We start from the raw sequence: 19,912 nt of genomic DNA, 5'->3' as shown, positions 1-19,912 counted from the left end.
TCTTAACACAAGGAGAATGAAATGCCGATCCCATTTCTAGCAGGTTTTGCGCTTGGTTGCGCGGCGGTTTACGCTTATAACAATCGAGATAAAATCAAAGAAGGTGCGAATAAAATCGTAAGTAGCAAAAGCGTCGAGGAGCTAAAAAATAGCGTCAAAGGCGGAGCGGAGAAATTAAGCAAAAAATCAAAAGAAATTTTTGCGGAAGCCAAAGAAGGCTTAGACGATGTCGCTGAGGCGGTAAAAGGTAAAAGAAAGTCTGGCGGTAAAAAAGCTACGACAAGTAGTGCTGGCACTGAAACTAGCACTGCAAAAAAAACTAGAAAAAAACCGGGACCGAAACCTGGATTTAAAAGAACTAAAAAATCCACTGCGAGCGCTAAGACTGGCGAAACGCCGGTAGGTGAGATATCCGCAGCATCTACTACTCCACTTAATATCCCGCAGATCGTAAAAATGGACGATAATTCTTCGGCTAAATTTACGTCCGCAGACGATAAATCAGAAAAATAGAGGCCTAAATGAATAGATCACTTACGACACAGCGTTCTCCGCTGGATCACGTTTTAAGCGGCGCTATAGCAGGGGCGATCGGCGGTTGCGCCGTAGAGCTCGTTAAAGCCAAAGAAGGCAAGAGCAAATCTAAAGCGATTCGCGATGCGCTAGATATTGCGCTAAGCGGCGGTATCATCGGCGGCGGCGCGATTTACAGTGCAAATAAGCTCGTACAAGGCGAGTATCTACGCGCAGCGGCAGGCGTCGCAGTATGCGTAGGCGCGCTCATTGCGGGTAGAAATTTTATTCTTAAGGTAGGCAATGAGTAATCCCTATATCACAAAAAAAGATTTGAAAGAAATTCTAGACGATTACGATTTTGGTGGCAATAAATATTCTAGCGGCTCTGCGGGCGGCTTTGCCGGCGATGATAAGCTTGGCGGCTGGGCAAAATGGATAAACGAGCGGGTAAATTCCGCACCTTTTAACGGCTCAGTTTCTGACAATGGCTCGGATAATAAAGATTCCGCCGCTCAAAGCTCAAGCGATGTAAATTCTACTCAGGGCTCCGCTTTCGGTGGAATTTTTAATTCCATGGGTAGCAGACAAAACGCGAACGGTTTATTCGGTAGCAACTCATTTATCACAGGCATCGTTCTGGGGGCCGCAGCGACCTATTTTCTCACCGACGAAAACGCGCAAAAGAAGCTTTTTAAGCTCATCGCAAAGGGCACCGAGATGTTTCAGATGGGCGTTGAAGAGATGAAGGAGCGATTCGAAGACGCCAAGGCAGAGATGCAAGAGTAGTAGATGCAAAATTTTAAAATTTTACATGAGACTAAAACTAGACTACGGCTAAAGATCGTCGGTTTTAGAGACATCGATGCGAGCGCACTACAAAAAGCAGCTGCGAGGCTTGAAGGCGTAACGGAAGCTAGATTTAACGCTAAAATCGGCTCTTTGATCCTTAGGCTTGACGCTGGTGCGAATAAGGCAGGAATTCTAAAGCAGCTTGCGGCTTTAAATTTAAGCGAGTTAAAATCAATTATCCCCGCTAGCCATAAAAATTTACCGAGCAAAAACGAATTTATCTTAGCGCTTCTTGCGTTGGGCGGAAATTTAATCTTTCGCACTTCGCCTTTAGCGCGCGCATTTAGCATCGTAGCGTGCGTGCCTATCTTAAAAGTGGGGATTAAAGAAAGCTTTCGTCACGGGCTTACTTCAAAGGGCTTAGAGGCTGCTGCTGTTGGGATTTCGCTCGCGCGCGGAGATATCTTTGCTGCAAATAGCACCAACACTATGCTTGCTCTTGGCGAATACATGGAAGAAAGCACCGTTTATAAAAGCGACGATCTGATCCGCGAGCTCGCCCGCCCGGACATCGCCGAGGCGTGGGTAGAGATAGATCAAAACGGCAAAAAGACCGAGATCAAAATCGCAACTTCTAAGCTAAAGGTAGGCGATATCGTGGTCGTGGGCGCAGGCGACGTTATAGCCGTGGACGGACACGTCGTAAGCGGCGAAGCGATGATAAATCAAGCCAATATGACGGGCGAATCGGTCGCGGTGAAAAAATCTCGCGGCGATAGCGTGTTAAGCGGCACTATCGTGGAGGAGGGCAGGATCCGTATCTGGGCGGAAAACGTCGGTGAAAACACCTCCACGCAGCGCATAAAGCACTACATCACGGCATCTCTTAACGAGCGCTCCAGCATCGGTATGCATACGACCCACCTAGCTGACAAGCTCGTGCCGGTGACCTTCGGGCTCGCGGGCGTATCCTATCTGATAAATCGAAATTTCATGACCGTAGCTTCAGTGCTGCAGGCGGACTACTCGTGCGCGCTTAAGCTGCCTACGCCGGTTGCTTTTAAGTCAAGCATTTCAAAGGCGGGTAAGAACGGGATTTTGATCAAAGGCGCCAAGGCTCTTGAGTCGCTTGCGAGCGCCGACACCTTCGTATTCGATAAGACGGGCACGCTTACGTACGGTAACCTGGAGGTCGCCGAGATCATATCGTTTGACGAGCGCTTTAGCAAAAACGATATTTTAAATTTAACCGCGAGCGCCGAGGAGCATTACTTTCATCCCGTAGCCGAGGCGATCGTGGACGCCGCCAAAAAGCACGGCTTTATCCACAAACACCACGACGAGGTGGAATTCGTCGTCGCTCACGGCGTAAAGACCAGCATCGAGGGCAAAAAGCTCATCATCGGCTCGCGCCACTTCCTAGAGGACGACGAGATGATCTCGTTCGCGGCGCATGAGCAGACCATCGATCTTGCGATGCAAAAGGGGCTCGCGCTCCTTTACATCGCATTTGACGGCAGACTTTTGGGCGTTATCGGGCTTAGAGACGAGGTGCGCGCAAACGCCCGCGCCGTTATCGCTAGGCTCCGCGAGTTGGGCGTTAAACAGATCGTCATGCTAAGCGGCGACGTGAGCTCAAAAGCCCGCACCGTAGCCAAAAAGCTCGGCGTAGATCGCTATTACGGCGAGCTGCTGCCTACGCAAAAGACCGAAATCTTAGAGCAACTCAAAGCTGAGGGGCGGAAGGTAGTCTTCGTGGGCGACGGCATAAACGATGCGCCGAGCCTGATGAAGGCGGACATCGGCATCAGCATGCTAAACGGTGCCGAGATCGCCAAGGCTTCCGCGCAGATCGGGCTTTTGAAAAACGATATCGAGGGCGTCGCTCAGGTAAAGGCGCTGGCCAACGACACGCTGCGGCTCGTAAATCGAAATTTCAACGCTACCGTGGGGATAAATTCGATCATTTTATTTTTGGCGACGTTTGGCGCGCTAAGTCCCGTAGCTACGGCGCTGCTGCATAACGGCACGACGATAGGCCTTCTACTAAATTCTATCAAAGGGGTAAAATTTGAGCATTGAAGATAAAATTTTGGATCTAAACTTTCAGCGCAAAGTGGCTAAAACGGCGCTGGGAGTGAGTATGGGCATCACGGCTCTAACCGCGCTGAATATGAACTCGCGCATGTCGCAGCTACATAAAGTTTCGGGTGCAGTGATGTTGGCAAGCGCGATTTGGCACGCTAGCCTTTACGGCTCGCCGTACAGCGAGTTTTTGCAAAATAGAAAAGCAAAGAGCAGGGGCAGAAAGAGATCTGAAGCGAATTTAACCTTGCAAAATTTATCGGACGGCAAAAGCGTGTCCGCAAAAAGCGCGCCGGCAAAAAGAAAGCCTCGCGCGCGTAAAAGCGCCTAACTTTAGAATAGAACACGCATTGTAGTTATTCTGGTCAGTGTCTAGGACGGCAAAAGTAGATTCATTTGCTATAAGGTAACGGGCGGCAAGATCAAGTTTGCAAAATCCGACAAAGCGGGCGTGACGCAGACCGCAGCGAAAACGCACCGTGTGCGTAGAATCGCTTAAACTTAACGATAGAATTTCCTACAGTATATCGTTTCGTAGCATTTATGGTAGTATAGTGTATATTGTAGAAGCAAGTAGATACATGTTTCATTATATTTTTATTTATCAAGGATAAAGAATGGCAGAAGATAATAGAAGAATTAATCCAAAAAGAGATAAAGATAAAATTGATAATCTAGACTTGTCTAATGAACACAATTTTCCTATATTATTGAAAAAAATAAGGTTTGATAATTTTAAACAGATTGATAATTTAGAAATACATTTCCTTCACCCCATTTCTATTATTGCTGGAGTTAATAGAACAGGAAAAACGACTGTATTGATGGCTATTGCTTGTAGTCATTTAAAATTCATGAAAAAGAATATTAAAAATGGAAATTTAGAGAGACATACATGGAGTTCATTAATGAAATCTACCAATAAGGATGAACAAACAAAAGATTGGAATTATAGTATTACATATAAAATGGGTAAAAAGGAAATAACAAAGTCTGGAAAGAGAAAACAAACAACAAGGAAATGGAGCGGTATCGGTAAAAAGGAAAGCCAATTTAAAGAGCCAGAAGTAAGGTATCTGGATTTATCTAGATTATTGCCAGCAAGAAATTTTGGTGATGCTATTCTTTCTAGAATCGCAGTTGATTCTAGTAATGCAGTTTCTGAATACTTATCTTATATTTTTGAAGAAAAATTTTATATAGATAAACAATTCTCATATCAGGATAAGGATATATTTGGCTATAACTCTAGTCATAGTTCATATTCAAGCTATAATGCTGCAGCAGGAGAGGAGGTATTGACCAAAATTTTAACCGATATAATAGATGCTCCGGAAAAATCATTAATTCTAATTGATGAGATAGATGCGGGATTGCACCCAAAAATACAAAGAAAACTAATGGAAGTCATTTATTATATAGCAGAAACAAAAAAGAGCCAATTTATAATAACCTCACATTCTCCAAGTATTTTGTCTTGTGTGCCACCAAAGGCAAGAATTTTTATTGAAAAAAATCATAATCAGCATTTTTCATGTAGCCAAAATATAAGCGTTAATGCTGCTATGAGCAAAATGGATTCTTGTATTTATCCTTTGTTTGACATATATTGTGAAGATGCAATTTCAAAAAAAATTATTCAAAAATTACTAGACGATTTTGGACAAGAATTTGATGCTAGGGTAATAAATATAATAGATTGTGGTTCTTGTCAAGATACATACGAATCATATTTGAGTTATAGAAAAACATACTGTAAGAGAAAAGTAAAATCTGGTTATGTTTGTATTTTAGATGCAGATAAAAAGAATGAAAAGCCTTATTGTGAAGATCAAGATATACACTTTCTTTTTGGCAATATAACAACAAAAAACCCAGAAAGTTTTTTGGTGGAAAAATATTTAGAATACGATCCGAATCCTAATATGAGCTATCATTTAGAAAATTCAAACAATCATATATTATTTAGCAAGATGCAAGAATTTGGCATAGCGTCCAATGAAGAGGAGGCCTTCTTGATATGTTGGAGTAGTTTCGAAAGCTCAAATTACTACTCTAAGTATTTAGGAGTACTAAAAGATTTTATTTCTAGCAAAATAGAGTATTTTACGAAAGAAAATTTATAATATGTTGATACGCTGACAAAGTTTTTAATATATGGTATTTCTAAGGAGAGTTTAAATTTACGATATTAATGGTGTAATAAAATATTATGTACTTATGTCGTTCAAGTACCTGCTAATTTTATTATTTTCGGCATTAGTTAGCCTTGCTTTGGGGTTGGATTGCAGCGCCAAGACCTATTGCTCGCAGTTTAGCAGCTGAGAAGAGGCGATGCGGTATTTGCGAGAGTGTGGCAGGGCACAGGAAGGCGGTACTCAGCACACCGACGGCGATGGCGACGGCGTGCCGTGCGAAAAACAGCTTTGCGGTCATAATGGTCATAAATTTATCAGATTTTCTAGTGCGCGCGATGAAAAGAGCGAAGTTTCAAATTTAAAGGGCGCTGCCGACTCATGCGGTGCGAGAAAATTTAATGATAGCGTTATAGCTATACAATTTGCTTCATAGGTGTGAAATTTTATCCTCGGCGCATCTTTAAATTTATAATATAAAGTGCGCCGTCTAATGCTGCCATGCTCGCTAAATTCGCAACGTTCGATTAAATTTTAATTATAAGAGAGCCAGTAAATTTTACATTTAGCGGCTGTGTCGGTCGCTAGCTACCGGAATTTTGATCCCAAACACCTCAAATATCCTTTAAATTTTTCACCCGCCTTTACCTGCCGCAAATTTAAATTTCGCTACAATCGCTTTTTAAAATTTCGCGCCGAGTGCGCGCAAAAAGCTAAATTTAAAGGATCAAGATGGATTTTACGATAGACGCCGCGGACGGCGCGGCGCGCGCCTGCACGATCCGCACGGCGCATAGTACGATCCGCACCCCAGTTTTTATGCCGGTCGGCACCGTGGGCGCGGTCAAGGCGCTCGATGCAACGGACGTAGCGCAGCTCCTGGACGCGCAGATAATCCTCGCCAACACCTATCATATGTATCTGCGCCCCGGCTCGCGGGTAGTGGCGGAGTTCGGCGGGCTGCACGGATTTACGAAATTTCCCCGCAGCTTTCTAACCGACAGCGGCGGCTTTCAGGCCTTCAGCTTGCGCGCAAACACCAAAAACGACGAGGGCGGCATAAAATTTAAAAGCCACATCGACGGCAGCACGCATTATTTCACGCCGCGCTCGGTGCTCGATACGCAGTATGAACTAAACTCCGATATTATGATGATTTTGGACGATTTGGTGGAGCTGCCGCGCGAGCCTGGCGCATTGAGCTACGATGATAGATCGCGGCTTAAAAAGCGTATCGATCTAAGCGTCGTGCGCACGATAAAATGGGCTCGCGAGGCGATAGATTATCACGAGGCCATGAAATCTCGCGGCCTGCACGCTCATCAAAACATCTTCGGTATCATCCAAGGCGGCACCGATCCGCAGGCGCGCAAATTTTGCGCCGAAGCGCTGTGCGAGATGAGCTTTGACGGGCTTGCGATCGGAGGGCTTAGCGTGGGCGAGAAAAACGAGCTGATGTACGAAACCGTAGAGGCCATGATGCCATACGTCGATGCGGCGCGCCCGCGATATTTGATGGGGGTCGGTACGCCCGAGGATCTCGTCGAAAATGTCGCTCGCGGCGTGGATATGTTCGACTGCGTGATGCCTACGCGAAATGCCCGCAACGGCACGCTTTTTACGAGCTTCGGCAAGATCAGCATCAAAAACGCGGGCTTTATCAGCGATTGCGATCCGATCGATCCGCATTGCGACTGCTACACGTGCAAGCGCTTCAGTTGCGGCTATCTAAATCATCTATTTCGTGCGCGCGAGCTTAGCTTTTACCGCCTCGCTAGCATTCACAATCTGCACTATTACCTGCGTCTTGCCGCAGATATGAGAGAGGCGATCGTGCACGGGCGGTTTGCCGAGTTTAGGCGGAAATTCTACGCCGCACGAAACATAGCGCGGGATTAAATTTCGGCGGGCGAGGGCACGGAATTTAGCACGATAGTTAAATTTAGCCGCGGCGGCGATGGGGCGGAATTTTAATACGGCGCGCGTGCAGCTAAATTTAAACGCGACAAAATTTGAGCAGTGAAATTTTAAGAGCTGCGGAGCTAGGAGCTTATAGCGCGAAATTTAAAATTTTAGTGGAGTAGGCTGAGCCGGTTCGGCTTTTTAATGCGAATGCAAAAGAGTAAAATTTTGGCGCTCACGATTAAAATTTATTGAGCCAAATTTTGATTCCGCAGATCTGCTAGCGGAATAGAAATCTAAATTTAAAGGACTAAATTTCGTTACGCGGCAGCTTAAATTTTAGCCTTTTTTATGCGGCGTAAACAGATGAACGAAAATATGTAAAACGGCGCGGAGATTGCGAAAATAACGATATGTTTCCACGCCATGGTGTTAAAATCTATGCCGGTGATCTGCGTAATCTGCGCCGGAAGCCCAGAAAACGCGTCCATTACGCCGATTGCGATAATAGCGCAGAGCTCCACGGCAATCGCGATGAGAAACGGTAAGGAGCCCTTGGTCGTGAAGATAAGATACAAAAACGCCTTGAGCTTGTAGCAATACGATAGCAGTCCAAACAGCGCTACTGCGATGCTAAAGATCGCCACGTAGGCGTCAAGCCCTATGGTTTCGTTCTGCAAAACCGTGGCGACGACGCAGATTATCAAAAAGATATTGTAGCTCGTGATCTGCCGCACCGCGTATTGATCGTGTCTGGCGGCCGACAGGAAGATAAATACTTGATTTAGTGGCAAAATGTAGCTCAGCGCAAAGATCAGATAGATAAACAGATCAAAGGTAAGCGAGACGGTGTTTTGATTTACATATTCTTGGATCTGCTTAAATGACAGCAGCGACTCGGTGATCTGAGCTCTAAAGATCAAAGCGATGCCTATCAAAATAAGCGGCATAATGTAGGCCTTGATACCGCTCATTCGGATAGGGTTGGTGTAAATTTTACTCTCGAGGCTCTCGCCCTCGCGCGGATCGTCCATCTGCACGAACTCAAATCCCAAAAATTTAGGTTTTTTCGCACCCGCGGGTTTGGCTTTGCGAGGAAGTTTGAATTTTTTGAATTTTTTTGCGATTTTTGTTACTTTTGCGGCGGATCTATCCTCTGCGATATTTTCGGCGGAATTTTGAGGAGACGACTCCTCTGCCGCGTCTATTTCTATGAAATTTTTAGGATCGGAAATCCAGTCGCTGTTTTGCTTCGTGGCTTCTTTTGCCTGCGAAGCCGCTTTTTGCGCCGCACGATCCTTGGATTTGGACGTGTCCACGCGTTCGATATTTATCGCGCTGGATGCTAGCGTGTCGAAGCTTACCTCGTCGCCGTCCGTTAAGGTAGAATCGCGCTCGCCCAGCATTTCGTAGCTGTATTCGACGCCGCCCATGGCGACTATGACGTTTTCGCCTCTGATAAATCCCATAAGTTTCATATACTAATAACCCCGCCTTTCTGGCGGATATATTAGTAAAAAAAAACTTAAAAGTGAATTATTCTACGGTTACGCTTTTGGCTAAATTTCGCGGCATATCCACGTCGTTGCCGAGCCGCACGGAAATTTCAAGAGCTAAAATTTGCAAAATCAGCATCATCTCAAAAAATTCACTCATCGCATGGCTTTGCTCGCTCGTTTTGATAAAATCATCCGCGACCTCGGGCTCTTCGGGGCTGATCGCTAAAATATACGCATCGCGCGCCGCAAGCTCCTCGACGTTGCTTTTGGTTTTTTCATAAAGCGCATTTTTGGGCATTAGCGCGATCGTAAAAAGATTGGAATCCGCAAGAGCGATCGGACCGTGCTTCATCTCGCCGCTCGGATAGCCCTCCGCGTGCAGATATGAGATCTCTTTGAGCTTGAGCGCGCCCTCAAGAGCGAGCGGATAAAAAATATCGCGCCCGATGAAGAAAAATCCGTGTCCGTGCAGATAGTGCTTGCTCATGCGGTAAATTTTATCCTGCAAGCCGTCTTTGATCTTTAAAATTTGCGGGATATGAAGCATCGCCGAAATTTCGCTCGCGTTGCTTTTGGCGGAGACGGTGCCGCGCAGATTTGCAAGGTAGATCACAAACATCCATAGCACCATAACCTGCGTCGCAAAAGCTTTCGTGGACGCTACCCCCTTTTCGATGCCTGCGCGAGTTAGGATCACGCTGCCCGCCATGCGCACGATCGAGCTGTTATCGACGTTGCAGATCGCAAGCGTTCTAAGACCGGCTTTTTTAGCGATATGCAGTGCCTCTAAGGTGTCGGCGGTCTCGCCGCTTTGAGAAATGACGATGAAAAGGGCGTTTTTATTCAAAAACGGCTCCTTATAGCGGAATTCGCTGGCAACTTCTACTTTCGTGCGGATTTTAGCGATGCGCTCAAAAAGATACGAGCTTACGAGCGCGGCGTGATAGCTCGTGCCGCAGGCGCATAACACGACCTCGTCGATGCCCTCAAACAGCGCCTCGTCAAGCTCGTCAAATTTTATCTTGCCGCCCTTTATTACGCGCCCCATCATCGTTTCGGTTACGACTTGCGCCTGCTCGTAAATTTCTTTTTCCATAAAAAATCTAAAACCCTCTTTTTGCGCGTAGCTCTTGTCCTTTGGGAGCTCGCTAAAAGCGCAATTATGCGGCTTAGATTTTTTAAAAACGTCGATCTGCCCGAGTTTGGCGACGCCGTAAATTTGATCGTCCAGATACGCCGCCGTATTCGCAAGCCCGATGAGCGGAGCATCCGAGGAGCTAAAGAAAATTTCGTTTTTATCGTTTTTTGCGACGATAAGCGGAGCCGCGTTTTTGGCAAAGAAAATTTCGCCGGGTGCCGCCTTTGTGATCAAAAGCGTAGCGTAAGCGCCCTCTAGTCGCTTGATCGTAGCCTCATACGCCTTAAATGCGTCGTTTGTCGCCTTGAAATTTTTCTCGAAAAGATGCACGATCACCTCGGTATCGGTCTGGCTTAAAAATTTCACGCCGTCCGCTTCGAGCTCGTCTTTTAGCTCGGCGTAGTTTTCGATGATGCCGTTGTGTACGACGAAGCTAAAATCTCCAAAATGCGGGTGTGCGTTAAGCTCCGTCGGCTTTCCGTGCGTCGCCCAGCGAGTGTGTCCGATCGCGACGCCAAAGCCGCTGCTTTGGTAATCTTTCATCTTAGCTTCCAGATTATTCAGCTTGCCGACTGCTTTGAAATACTTTATGTTTGCGCTCTGATCCATCACGGCAAGGCCCGCGCTATCGTATCCGCGATACTCGAGCTCCTTAAGGCCATCAAGTATGATTTTTTTCTTCTCTTCGCTTCCGATGTAACCTACGATTCCACACATCTTGTTTTCCTTATTTAAAATTTGGCGCTCATTTTACTACGCTATTTTAAATTAACGAAAATTCGGCTCTAAATTTAGTCCGCTTATCCGTTTTGTAAGCAAAAAATTATATAATTAGCTTTAAAATTTGGCTTGGGAAATCGATGGAAATTTTAGAAAAACTACAAAGCGGCGAGAGACTAAATTACGAAGACGGCGTGAAATTATGGGATTTGGATATTTTCGATCTGGGCAAATTCGCCTTTGCTATTCGCAAAGAAAAAAACGGCAAAAACGTCTATTTCAACGCAAATCGTCATATCAATCCTTCAAATTTATGCGCAGATACCTGTAAATTTTGCGCATTTTCGGCGCACCGCAAGAACGAAAATGCTTACACGATGAGCGATGATGAGATCATGCGTATCGTGGATGAGACCGTAGCGCGCGGCACGAAGGAGATTCATATCGTAAGCTCGCACAATCCATTCGTTACGCCGCAGCAATATTTGGGAATTTTCAAAGCGATAAGGCAAAAATATCCGCTTTTGCATATTAAAGCGATGACCGCAGCGGAGATCGATTACTGGCGGCGAAAGTGGAAGATGAGCTACGAAGAGACGATAGAGTTGATGATGCAAAGCGGCGTGGATTCGATGCCAGGCGGCGGCGCTGAAATTTTTGACGAACGGATCAGGGATAAAATTTGCAAAGGCAAGGTCTCAAGCGAGCAGTGGCTACGTATCCACTCGCTGTGGCACGCGCGCGGGCGCCAGAGCAACGCCACGATGCTCTTTGGACATATCGAAAGCCGCGCTCACCGCATCGATCACATCTTGCGCATACGCGCGCTGCAAGATGAGAGCCTAGCGCGCGCTAACGGCGGCGGCTTCAACGCCTTCATCCCGCTCGTGTATCAGCGCGAAAACAACTATCTGGACGTGAAGGGCTTTTTGGGCTCGGTCGAAATTTTAAAAACGATCGCGATTAGTAGAATTTTACTCGACAACGTCGCGCATATCAAGGCCTACTGGGCGACTTCGACCTTAAATTTGGCCCTTGTAGCGCAGGATTTCGGCGCGGATGATCTTGACGGCACGATCGAGAACGAAAGCATTCAAAGCAGTGCCGGCGCCGGCAGCAAAAAAGGGCAGAGCAAGCGCGATTTTATCGATATGATCGGCACGGCGGGCTTTGTGCCCGTCGAGCGCGACAGCTTGTATAACCAGATCGAAATTTACGAATAAATTTTAAAGGAGGAGCAAGTGGAGAAATTCTTTCATCTCGCCGCCGCGAAAACGTCGGTAAAACAGGAGCTTATCGCAGGGCTTACTACGTTTTTGGCGATGATTTACATCGTGCCGGTAAACGCTAACATTATGAGCATCGCAGGCATGCCGTTTGACGCGCTGGTTACGGCAACCGCGCTTATTACGATAATCGCAACGCTATTTAACGGGCTTTTTGCAAATACCCCCGTAGCGCTTAGCGTCGGTATGGGGCTAAATGCGTATTTTACCTTTGCGTTGTGCGTAGATGCGAAGCTGCCATGGCAGAGTGCGCTTGGCATCGTAGCGATAAGCGGGGCGCTTTTTACCGTACTTTCTTTTACGAATTTTCGTATTTGGGTCATAAGATCGATCCCGCTTGATCTGCGTCGCGCCATAAGCGCGGGTATCGGCGCTTTTATCTGCTTCATCGGACTTAAGCAGATGGGCGTCATCGCGCACAGCGAAGCTACGCTGGTCACGCTTGGAAATTTTAAAGATATGAACGTTTTGCTGGGGCTCTTCGGGCTTACGGTCGTGCTTGTGCTCTTTGTGCTTAAGGTAAAAGCAGCTTTTATTTTAAGCATTTTGATCACCTCTTGCGTGGCGTGGGTGGCGGGAATTTCGCCTGCACCGCAGGGCGTAGTAAGCGCACCAAGCGGCATAACGCCGATATTTGCTCAGCTAGATATCCCCGGAGCGCTAAAGCTAGCTTTCGTACCTTTTATAATCACATTTTTCGTTACGCATCTATTCGATAGCATCGGCACTCTCACCGGCGTAGGAAACCGCGCGGGGCTTTTTGGAGAGAATAGCAAAGACGGCATGAAAAAACTATCTAGAAATTTAACCTCCGATGCGATAGGTAGCGTCGCAGGCGCCGTTATAGGAACGAGCACGGTTACTGCATTTGCCGAGAGCGCCAGCGGCGTGGAAGCGGGCGGTCGCACGGGGCTTACTGCGGTATTTTGCGCTATGTTTTTCGTGCTGACGCTGTTTATGCTGCCGCTATTTAAGGCAATCCCCGCAAATGCAATCTATCCGATCCTCGTAATGGTCGGGGTTTTGATGTTTAGCGAGCTTGGCAAGATCGATTATAGCGACGCTGGAATTTTAATCCCTGCGTTTTTCATAGTGTTTTTGATGCCTTTTACCTACTCGATCACCAACGGCTTAAGCTTTGGCTTTATCGCTTATATCGTAGTTAGACTCGCTCAGCGCAGGATAAAAGATTTAAATTTCGGCGTTTTGACGCTTGGCGCGATTAGCATTTTAGTATTTTTGATGCATTAAATTTTAAGGAAAGATATGAGATTTTATAGTTTTGACGAGATGGATCGCGACGCAAGAGTTATAGCAAAGCAGGTTAGGGACGAATTTATGCCCGATGCAATCGTGGCGATCGCTAGAGGCGGGCTCACATTCGGTCATGCGCTAGCCAATGCGCTTGATATGCGGACGATATTTTCGATAAATTCCATCCACTACGCAGACACCAAAAAGCTCGACACCATCGACGTTTTCAACGTGCCCGATCTGGAGCTTTACAAGCGCGTGCTGCTGGTGGACGATATCATCGACAGCGGCGACAGCATGGTCGAGATCAAGCGTGTGCTGCTGGAGAAATTCCCGCAAATAGAGCTTAAAACCGCGGTGATTTTTTACAAACCTAAGGCGCTCATCCAGCCCGATTTTAAAATTTCAAAGACTGATGAGTGGATAAATTTCTTTTGGGAAAATTATACGATAGAGGAATGAAGCGGCGTGCGGTTAAATTTAGCGGCTAAATTTTAAAGGATTCGGCGGCTTAAATTTTATAAAATTCCGGCCGTAAAATTTAGGCTGTAAAATTTAGGCTGTAAATTTAAAGTGCCCGCAGCAAGGATGAGAGTGAAGAAGCTTTATCAAAACGAAATTTTCGTAATCTCCATGATGTGCCTGTTTCAGGGCATATTTTTGCTTTATGCGATTTCAAATTTAAGCATCAGCTACTACGAAGCCGAAATTTTTTATGAGAAAAAATCCCTCGTTTCGCTAATCGCAAATTTAAGCTGCGAAATTTTCGGGCGCAACGATTACGCCCTGCGCGCGCCGTTTATTTTGATCCACTTCGCAAACGCCGCGATGATCTATAAAATTTCAAAATTTATTCTAAAGCGTCGCTTCGATAGAGTGGTCGCTACGGCGTTATTTATGGCGCTTCCTGCATCGATGAGTAGCGCGATCTTGCTAAATCCCGCGGGCATCATCGTTTTTTTCACGCTGCTGGCGATCTATTTTGCAAAGAGCGAATACAATATCGCGCTTTTCGTGCTTCTCTCCGCTTGCGCCCTGATCGATAGAGCGTTTTTTATGCTCTACGTAGGCTTTGGAATTTGGGCGCTTTATACGCGTAAAAAGGAGCTTTTGCTACTTTGCATAGCGCTATTTAGCTTCAGCGTGATCTTTTACGACGTAAGCTCGGAGGGCAAGCCGAAGGGGTATTTTTTAGATACCGTGGGCGTTTTTGCGGGCGCGTTTTCGCCTTTAGTGTTTTTATTTTTCATCTATACGATCTATAGAATTTGGATCAAAGAGGAAAAGAGCCTGCTTTGGTTCATCGCTACAAGCGCGCTTTGTCTAACGATGCTTTTTTCTCTAAGACAGCGCGTGCCGCTTGAGATGATGCTGCCGTATTGCGTCATCGCTACGCCTTTAATCATTCGGGTTTTGTTTAATTCGTACCGCGTTAGATTGCCTAAATTTCGCACTTTTCATAAGATTGCCGTAGGTGTGACGCTGGTAAGCTTAGCGGTGAGTTATTTTGCAGTGATTTTTAGCGATGTGATGTATGAGGCGATGTTCGCAAACAAGCCGCAGCGGCATTTTATCTATAAATTTGACGTAGCTAGGCAGCTGGCAAGTGAGTTAAAAAATCGCGGAGTAAAAAGCGTAAGCTGCGACGACGAGAGGCTCTGCTTGCGTCTGAAATTTTACGGACTGCCTAGCGGGGATAGCGCTTTTATCTATGCGGATAAGCCGGAATATGTCTCGGATCATAAAAATTCGATACAAAATATAGATATTTACAAGCGAGGCGTGCGAATTGCGAAATTTTATGTTAAAATATAAACAAAATTTTTATGAAAGGTAAAAATTATGAAAAAAGCATTTACTATGATAGAGCTGATTTTCATCATCGTGGTGGTTGGAATTCTAGCGGCGGTGGCGGTGCCTCAAATCAATCGAAATAGCCTTGTGGAGGCGGCAGATCAAGTAGCTGCTCATATTCGTTACACGCAGCAGCTTGCGATGAATGATAACAAATTCGATCCTAATGACCCGGATTGGTTTAAGAAGCTTTGGAGGATTCAGTTTAGTTATACCAACGCCAAAGGAAGTGCGGAGGGCTGGACTTACACGGTGTATTATGATAGTAATGCAGATGGATCCCCGAACGGTACAGGAAATTTTACTAATAATGATTTCGCTGCAGATCCACAAAATCCGAATAAATTTCTTACTGCAGGTTTTCAAAACCAACCTATCAATAAAGCAAAAGAAAAGCTAAATCCAAAGCTAAATCTTACTAAAACATATGATATAAGAAATGTACAATTTTTAAATTGCGGAGATGGTAAAAATAAAACCATAGTATTTGACAGTTATGGGCGTCCTATGGGGCAGGTGGCGGGTACTACCGAAGGTAGTGGTTCTAAAACGCCATACGATAAAATGTTTGTAGGTGTTTGTACGATTAGGCTTACAAATAACGCGGGCGAAACTGCGGATATAACCGTACAGCCTGAGACCGGATACGTAAGATACACGCTAAATTCTAATACCGGCACAGCCGTGCAATAGGACTAATAAAATTTTAGTCAAATTTAAGTAAGCGCAAGGAGAATAATGAAAAAATACATAATGACGCCGATTTATTACGTAAACGACGTCCCGCACATCGGTCACGCATATACGACGATCATCGCCGATACGATGGCTAGATTTTACCGCCTGCAAGGACACGAGGTGTTTTTTAAAACGGGCACCGACGAGCACGGCCAAAAGATCGAGGAGGCCGCAGCCAAGCACGGCCAGAGCCCAAAGCAGTACGCAGACGGCGTGAGCGCTAAATTTAAGGACCTGTGGGACGAGTTTGACATCAGCTACGATATGTTTTCGCGCACTACCGATGCCGCGCATGAGGCGGCGGTGCAAAACGTATTTCGCAAGATGTATGAAAAGGGCGACATTTATAAGGGCGAATACGAGGGCAACTACTGCGTAAGCTGCGAGAGTTTTTTCCCTTCCGCTCAGCTAATCGACGGCGAGTATTGCCCCGACTGCGGCAAAAAGACTAAAATTTTAAAAGAGGAGAGCTATTTTTTCAGACTTAGCGCCTATGCAGACAGACTTTTAAAATGGTACGAGGATGAAAAGTGCATCCTGCCGTTAGGCAAAAAAAACGAGGTGATAAGCTTCGTAAAAAGCGGGCTAAAGGATCTTTCGATCACGCGAACGGGTTTTGATTGGGGCGTTAAAATTCCGCCCGAGCTAAACGATCCGAAGCACGTGATTTACGTCTGGCTGGACGCGCTAATGGATTATCTTAGCTCGCTCGGATTTTGCGCGGGCGGCGAGCGGATGGAGTATTGGCACGATGCGCTACATATCGTAGGTAAGGACATTTTGCGCTTTCACGCCGTTTATTGGCCTGCGTTTTTGATGAGCCTGGGGCTAAATATGCCGCGCAGCGTCGCAGCTCACGGCTGGTGGACGCGAGACGGCAAAAAGATGAGTAAGAGCCTGGGCAACGTCGTGGATCCGCGCGAGGTCGCAAACGCTTACGGACTGGAGCAGTTTAGGTATTTCTTACTGCGCGAGGTGCCGTTCGGCCAAGACGGCGATTTTTCGCAAAAAGCGATCATTAACCGCGTAAATTCCGAGCTTGCCAACGAGCTTGGAAATCTACTCAGCCGCATCGTCGGCATGAGTGCAAAATACTCGGACTACGTCATAAATTCCAAAGACGTGATGAAATTTTTCACCGCCGAGATCAAGGAGGCGAACTCATATCTAAGCGCCGCACTTAGCGCACTTGAGGAGGTCGCTACCAATAGATACTTGGAGGAGCTTTGGAGGGCGCTTGCTCTTGCGAACGCTTCGATTGCAAAATACGAGCCGTGGAATTTGATGAAAAACGGCGAGCAGGCTAAGGCACTGGCCCTCGTCGCATTGGTCGCAAACATTTTGGCTAAAGTCGCCGTACTGCTAAGTCCCGCGATGCCGCAGACGGCGGCACGTATCGCGGACACGCTGGGCTTTGAAATCTCCACTCCGCTTTATGAAAAGCTAGTGCTTCGGGGTGAAATTTTAGATTTTAAGGCCAAGCCGTGCGAGCCGCTTTTTACCAAGATCGATCACGAGCTAATGCCGAAAGCGGACTACGATAGGCTGGATGGCGCTGTCAATTCTACAAGCTGTTCGGGTACAGACGCCGCGGCAAAAGGTTCGCCAAGCTCAAACGCAAACGCTTCCGGTTCAGACGCTACGGCGCAAGAAGCCAAAGGCGAGGCAACCGAAGCTCAAATCAAAATCGATGATTTTAAAAAATGCGTTATCAAAGTCGGCACGGTTTTGGAGTGCGAAAACATAGAGGGCAGCGAGAAGTTGTTGCGATTTATGATTGATTTGGGCGAGGGGAGGCCGCGTCAAATCATCAGCGGTATCGCGAAATTTTACGATCCCGCCGCGCTTGTCGGCAAGCAGATCTGCGTGCTGGCAAATTTAAAACCCGCTAAAATTTTTAAACATAGCAGCGAGGGTATGATTTTAAGCGCCGAGGACGGCAGCCTTACGCTGCTTAGCACTCTCGCGCCCGTAAAAAACGGCGCGATCGTAGGTTAGCAATGAAGGCTCTAGCGCGCAAGACTTCGAAGCTCGCTATCTGCGGTGCGGCTGGGCTTTGCGCGCAAAAAAGCGGGGCTTCGGATAAAATTTTAAAGCTTTGCCGCGATTCCTCACTTGCCGCAAAGATCGGCGCGGGCGGGCTTGTGTGCGCGGCACCCTTAGCACTGAAGCTCGGTGCGGGGATTGCTTTAAAATTTGCGGCGCGTAAAATTTTAACGTTTGGCATTTGCGAGCTGTCGAAGTTCGCCGCTTTAAAATGTGCAAAGCTCGGCACGCGCGCGGTCGTGTGCTCGTTTTCACGCACCGATAAATTTACGGACGAGCGCACGAAAAAATATGCGAGCGCGGATGGCGAGAGCTCTAAAGCAAACATCGCGCCGCGCAGAAAGCGCACGGCAAGCGTTTCTAGCGCGAATGTCAAAAAAGATACATCGTTTTCCAAAAGCGTCTCTGCTAAAAAAAATGCAGCGACAAAAACCGTGCCCGCAAAAAGATCTCCGCTCGCTAAAAAACCCGCATCTGTCGCAAAACCTGCATCGACCGCTAAAAGTATCGCAGCAAGTGTAGCCTCTACATCCACGGCAAAATCGCCATCTGTCGCAAAATCGGCACCCGCTAAAAGCGCATCTCAGAACGCAAAATCTCGCCGCATCGCAAAAAATACTGCCGCACCTGCCGTAATCGCCGCAAAAGATACTGCTGCACTCGGCGCAATCTCCGCATCTACCGCAAAGCAGCCGCGCCGCGCCGCAAAGAGCGCGCCTGCCAAAAGCTCTGCCGCAGGAAAGTCGTAATGGTAAATTTATTAAATTTAACCCGTATAGTAAACGGAACGATGCTAAATAATCCCGCGATCTCCGCGGTCGAGAGCTTTGCGATCGAACCTGCAAAGGTCGCGAAAAAGGGAGCTTTCATAGCACTCGGCGCAAACGAGCGCGACGTGCGCACCGCGATCGATAACGGCGCGTACGCGATAATTTTCGATAATAATTTCAAGCCGCTCAACGACGAGATCGCCTTTATAAAGGTTGAAAATTTATGCTCGGCGCTCGTGCGGCTGATAAAATTTCTGGGCGAGACGTGGCGACACGGCTTCGTGCTGATAAACGAAGTGCAAAGCGAGATCCTGCGCTACACGAGCGTGCCGAAAAATTTGATGTTTGCGCCGCGCAGCAAGGGCGAGCTTTTCATCAGCCTGTTGAATGCCAAAGAGAAAAATACCTACTTCACTACCGATGGCGATCTTTTGCAAAGCCTCGGTATCTCGCCCGTCCGGGTTCCCGCGAGCGACGATTTTAGGCTGCTTTACGGCGGCTCGATATTTTACAGCAGCTTTGTTTTCGGCGGGCTTTATTATTCAAATTTAGTCTTTCCGCAGCTGTTTTTGCCCGAGCTATGCGGCGTGATCGAGTATCTCTCGCGCAAAAACATACCCTTTAAATTTCAAAATTTAAGCGCATTCGGCCATTTCGAACCGATTTTTGTGGATAGGTTTTTTAACGTTAGCTCGCTTGGCGGTAGCTACCGCGCCTTTATCGCCGAGAGCGATCCTGAGCTTTTTGCGCGCGAGGCGGATTTTTTGCGGGCAAAATTCCGCGAAAAAATTATCGTCTGCGCCAGCTGGGAGGACCGCTTAGACGGCGTTAAGATCGACTTTCGCTTCAATAAGCTAAGCGCGCTAAAGAGCCTGCCCGAGTTTCACTACGCGCTGGTTTTTGCGGAAAAGAGCGCGATCTTGCAGCTTCTAAATCAAAAACCGCAAGAAAAAAATCTATTTTTTTAAAGGCAGCGGATGCAGAGCTTTGATGAAATTTTAAACGGAAATTTTTGGATAAAGAGGCTTTACGAAAACGGGCTATTGCGCGAGGTAAAGGAGCAGATCGGCACGGAGCTTGAGATCGCGCACGCAAGCTACATCGAGGTAAAAAGAGAGCGCTCGCAGGCGCTGCTTTTTACAAATCCTATCTGCAAAAAAACGGGACGCAAATTTGCTCC

General features: G+C 46.8%; 18 protein-coding genes and 1 pseudogene. 17 read left to right on the top strand and 2 right to left on the bottom strand.

Going from position 1 to position 19,912, the window contains the following annotated elements; all coding sequences use genetic code 11:
• Nucleotides 1–21 precede the first annotated feature (21 nt).
• From Q0600_RS01480 to tgt, 8 genes are all read left to right on the top strand, one after another.
• The gene (locus Q0600_RS01480; RefSeq protein WP_298756078.1) at nt 22–513 is read left to right on the top strand and encodes a hypothetical protein; all 492 of its coding nucleotides are present in this window, start codon (nt 22–24) and stop codon (nt 511–513) included.
• 8 nt (nt 514–521) lie between these two features.
• Entirely contained in the window at nt 522–824 is a 303-nt protein-coding gene (locus Q0600_RS01475; protein ID WP_177386687.1) for a Cys/Met metabolism pyridoxal-phosphate-dependent enzyme, read from the top strand.
• The gene (locus tag Q0600_RS01470) at nt 817–1,302 is read left to right on the top strand and encodes a hypothetical protein (protein WP_298756075.1); all 486 of its coding nucleotides are present in this window, start codon (nt 817–819) and stop codon (nt 1,300–1,302) included. Before Q0600_RS01475 ends, Q0600_RS01470 begins: the two co-directional genes overlap by 8 nt.
• A gap of 3 nt (nt 1,303–1,305) precedes the next feature.
• Nucleotides 1,306–3,387 carry a heavy metal translocating P-type ATPase gene (locus Q0600_RS01465; protein WP_298756073.1) on the top strand — a complete coding sequence of 694 codons (2,082 nt, stop codon included), beginning with the start codon at nt 1,306–1,308 and terminating at the stop codon, nt 3,385–3,387.
• Nucleotides 3,377–3,721, top strand: a complete 345-nt coding sequence (locus Q0600_RS01460) for a hypothetical protein (protein WP_298756070.1) — start codon at nt 3,377–3,379, stop codon at nt 3,719–3,721. Before Q0600_RS01465 ends, Q0600_RS01460 begins: the two co-directional genes overlap by 11 nt.
• 286 nt (nt 3,722–4,007) lie before the next feature.
• Nucleotides 4,008–5,516 carry an AAA family ATPase gene (locus Q0600_RS01455; RefSeq protein WP_298756069.1) on the top strand — a complete coding sequence of 503 codons (1,509 nt, stop codon included), beginning with the start codon at nt 4,008–4,010 and terminating at the stop codon, nt 5,514–5,516.
• Nucleotides 5,517–5,724: 208 nt separating this feature from the next.
• Nucleotides 5,725–5,961 (top strand): hypothetical protein, encoded by a 237-nt coding sequence (locus Q0600_RS01450; RefSeq protein WP_298756068.1) that lies wholly within the window; start codon nt 5,725–5,727, stop codon nt 5,959–5,961.
• A gap of 296 nt (nt 5,962–6,257) precedes the next feature.
• Nucleotides 6,258–7,424: a tRNA guanosine(34) transglycosylase Tgt gene (gene tgt / locus Q0600_RS01445; RefSeq protein ID WP_298756067.1), complete on the top strand. Its 1,167-nt coding sequence runs from the start codon at nt 6,258–6,260 to the stop codon at nt 7,422–7,424.
• 335 nt (nt 7,425–7,759) lie between these two features.
• Here tgt and Q0600_RS01440 read toward each other — a convergent pair whose 3' ends face one another.
• Together Q0600_RS01440 and glmS are read right to left on the bottom strand one after the other, a co-directional pair.
• A complete protein-coding gene (locus Q0600_RS01440) occupies nt 7,760–8,905 on the bottom strand; it encodes a hypothetical protein (protein WP_298756064.1) in 1,146 nt (381 codons plus the stop codon).
• Nucleotides 8,906–8,963: 58 nt separating this feature from the next.
• Nucleotides 8,964–10,781 carry a glutamine--fructose-6-phosphate transaminase (isomerizing) gene (glmS, locus tag Q0600_RS01435; protein WP_298756061.1) on the bottom strand — a complete coding sequence of 606 codons (1,818 nt, stop codon included), beginning with the start codon at nt 10,779–10,781 and terminating at the stop codon, nt 8,964–8,966.
• A 143-nt stretch (nt 10,782–10,924) separates the two neighbouring features.
• Here glmS and mqnE point away from each other — a divergent pair, with 143 nt between their 5' ends.
• The 9 genes and pseudogenes from mqnE to Q0600_RS01390 form a co-directional block, all read left to right on the top strand.
• Nucleotides 10,925–12,007, top strand: coding sequence for an aminofutalosine synthase MqnE (mqnE, locus tag Q0600_RS01430; RefSeq protein ID WP_298756058.1), 1,083 nt, complete (start codon nt 10,925–10,927; stop codon nt 12,005–12,007).
• An 18-nt stretch (nt 12,008–12,025) separates the two neighbouring features.
• Nucleotides 12,026–13,321, top strand: a complete 1,296-nt coding sequence (locus Q0600_RS01425) for an NCS2 family permease (protein WP_298756055.1) — start codon at nt 12,026–12,028, stop codon at nt 13,319–13,321.
• Between the two features lie 15 nt (nt 13,322–13,336).
• A complete protein-coding gene (locus Q0600_RS01420) occupies nt 13,337–13,786 on the top strand; it encodes a phosphoribosyltransferase family protein (RefSeq protein WP_005871628.1) in 450 nt (149 codons plus the stop codon).
• 126 nt (nt 13,787–13,912) lie between these two features.
• The gene (locus Q0600_RS01415; RefSeq protein WP_298756052.1) at nt 13,913–15,139 is read left to right on the top strand and encodes a hypothetical protein; all 1,227 of its coding nucleotides are present in this window, start codon (nt 13,913–13,915) and stop codon (nt 15,137–15,139) included.
• 27 nt (nt 15,140–15,166) lie between these two features.
• Nucleotides 15,167–15,871 (top strand): type II secretion system protein, encoded by a 705-nt coding sequence (locus Q0600_RS01410; RefSeq protein ID WP_298756049.1) that lies wholly within the window; start codon nt 15,167–15,169, stop codon nt 15,869–15,871.
• A 45-nt stretch (nt 15,872–15,916) separates the two neighbouring features.
• Nucleotides 15,917–17,914, top strand: a complete 1,998-nt coding sequence (metG, locus tag Q0600_RS01405) for a methionine--tRNA ligase (protein WP_298756047.1) — start codon at nt 15,917–15,919, stop codon at nt 17,912–17,914.
• Nucleotides 17,915–17,916: 2 nt separating this feature from the next.
• Nucleotides 17,917–18,711 (top strand): hypothetical protein, encoded by a 795-nt coding sequence (locus Q0600_RS01400; protein ID WP_298756044.1) that lies wholly within the window; start codon nt 17,917–17,919, stop codon nt 18,709–18,711.
• Nucleotides 18,711–19,700: a hypothetical protein gene (locus Q0600_RS01395; RefSeq protein ID WP_298756041.1), complete on the top strand. Its 990-nt coding sequence runs from the start codon at nt 18,711–18,713 to the stop codon at nt 19,698–19,700. The genes Q0600_RS01400 and Q0600_RS01395 overlap by 1 nt, the downstream gene beginning before the upstream one ends.
• Nucleotides 19,701–19,709: 9 nt before the next feature.
• Nucleotides 19,710–19,912 (top strand): annotated as a pseudogene (locus tag Q0600_RS01390) (UbiD family decarboxylase domain-containing protein); the annotation flags it as partial.

This window comes from uncultured Campylobacter sp. (genome assembly GCF_938041645.1).
Classification (GTDB): Bacteria; Campylobacterota; Campylobacteria; order Campylobacterales; family Campylobacteraceae; genus Campylobacter_B.
This window is presented reverse-complemented; position numbering and strand designations above follow the sequence as displayed.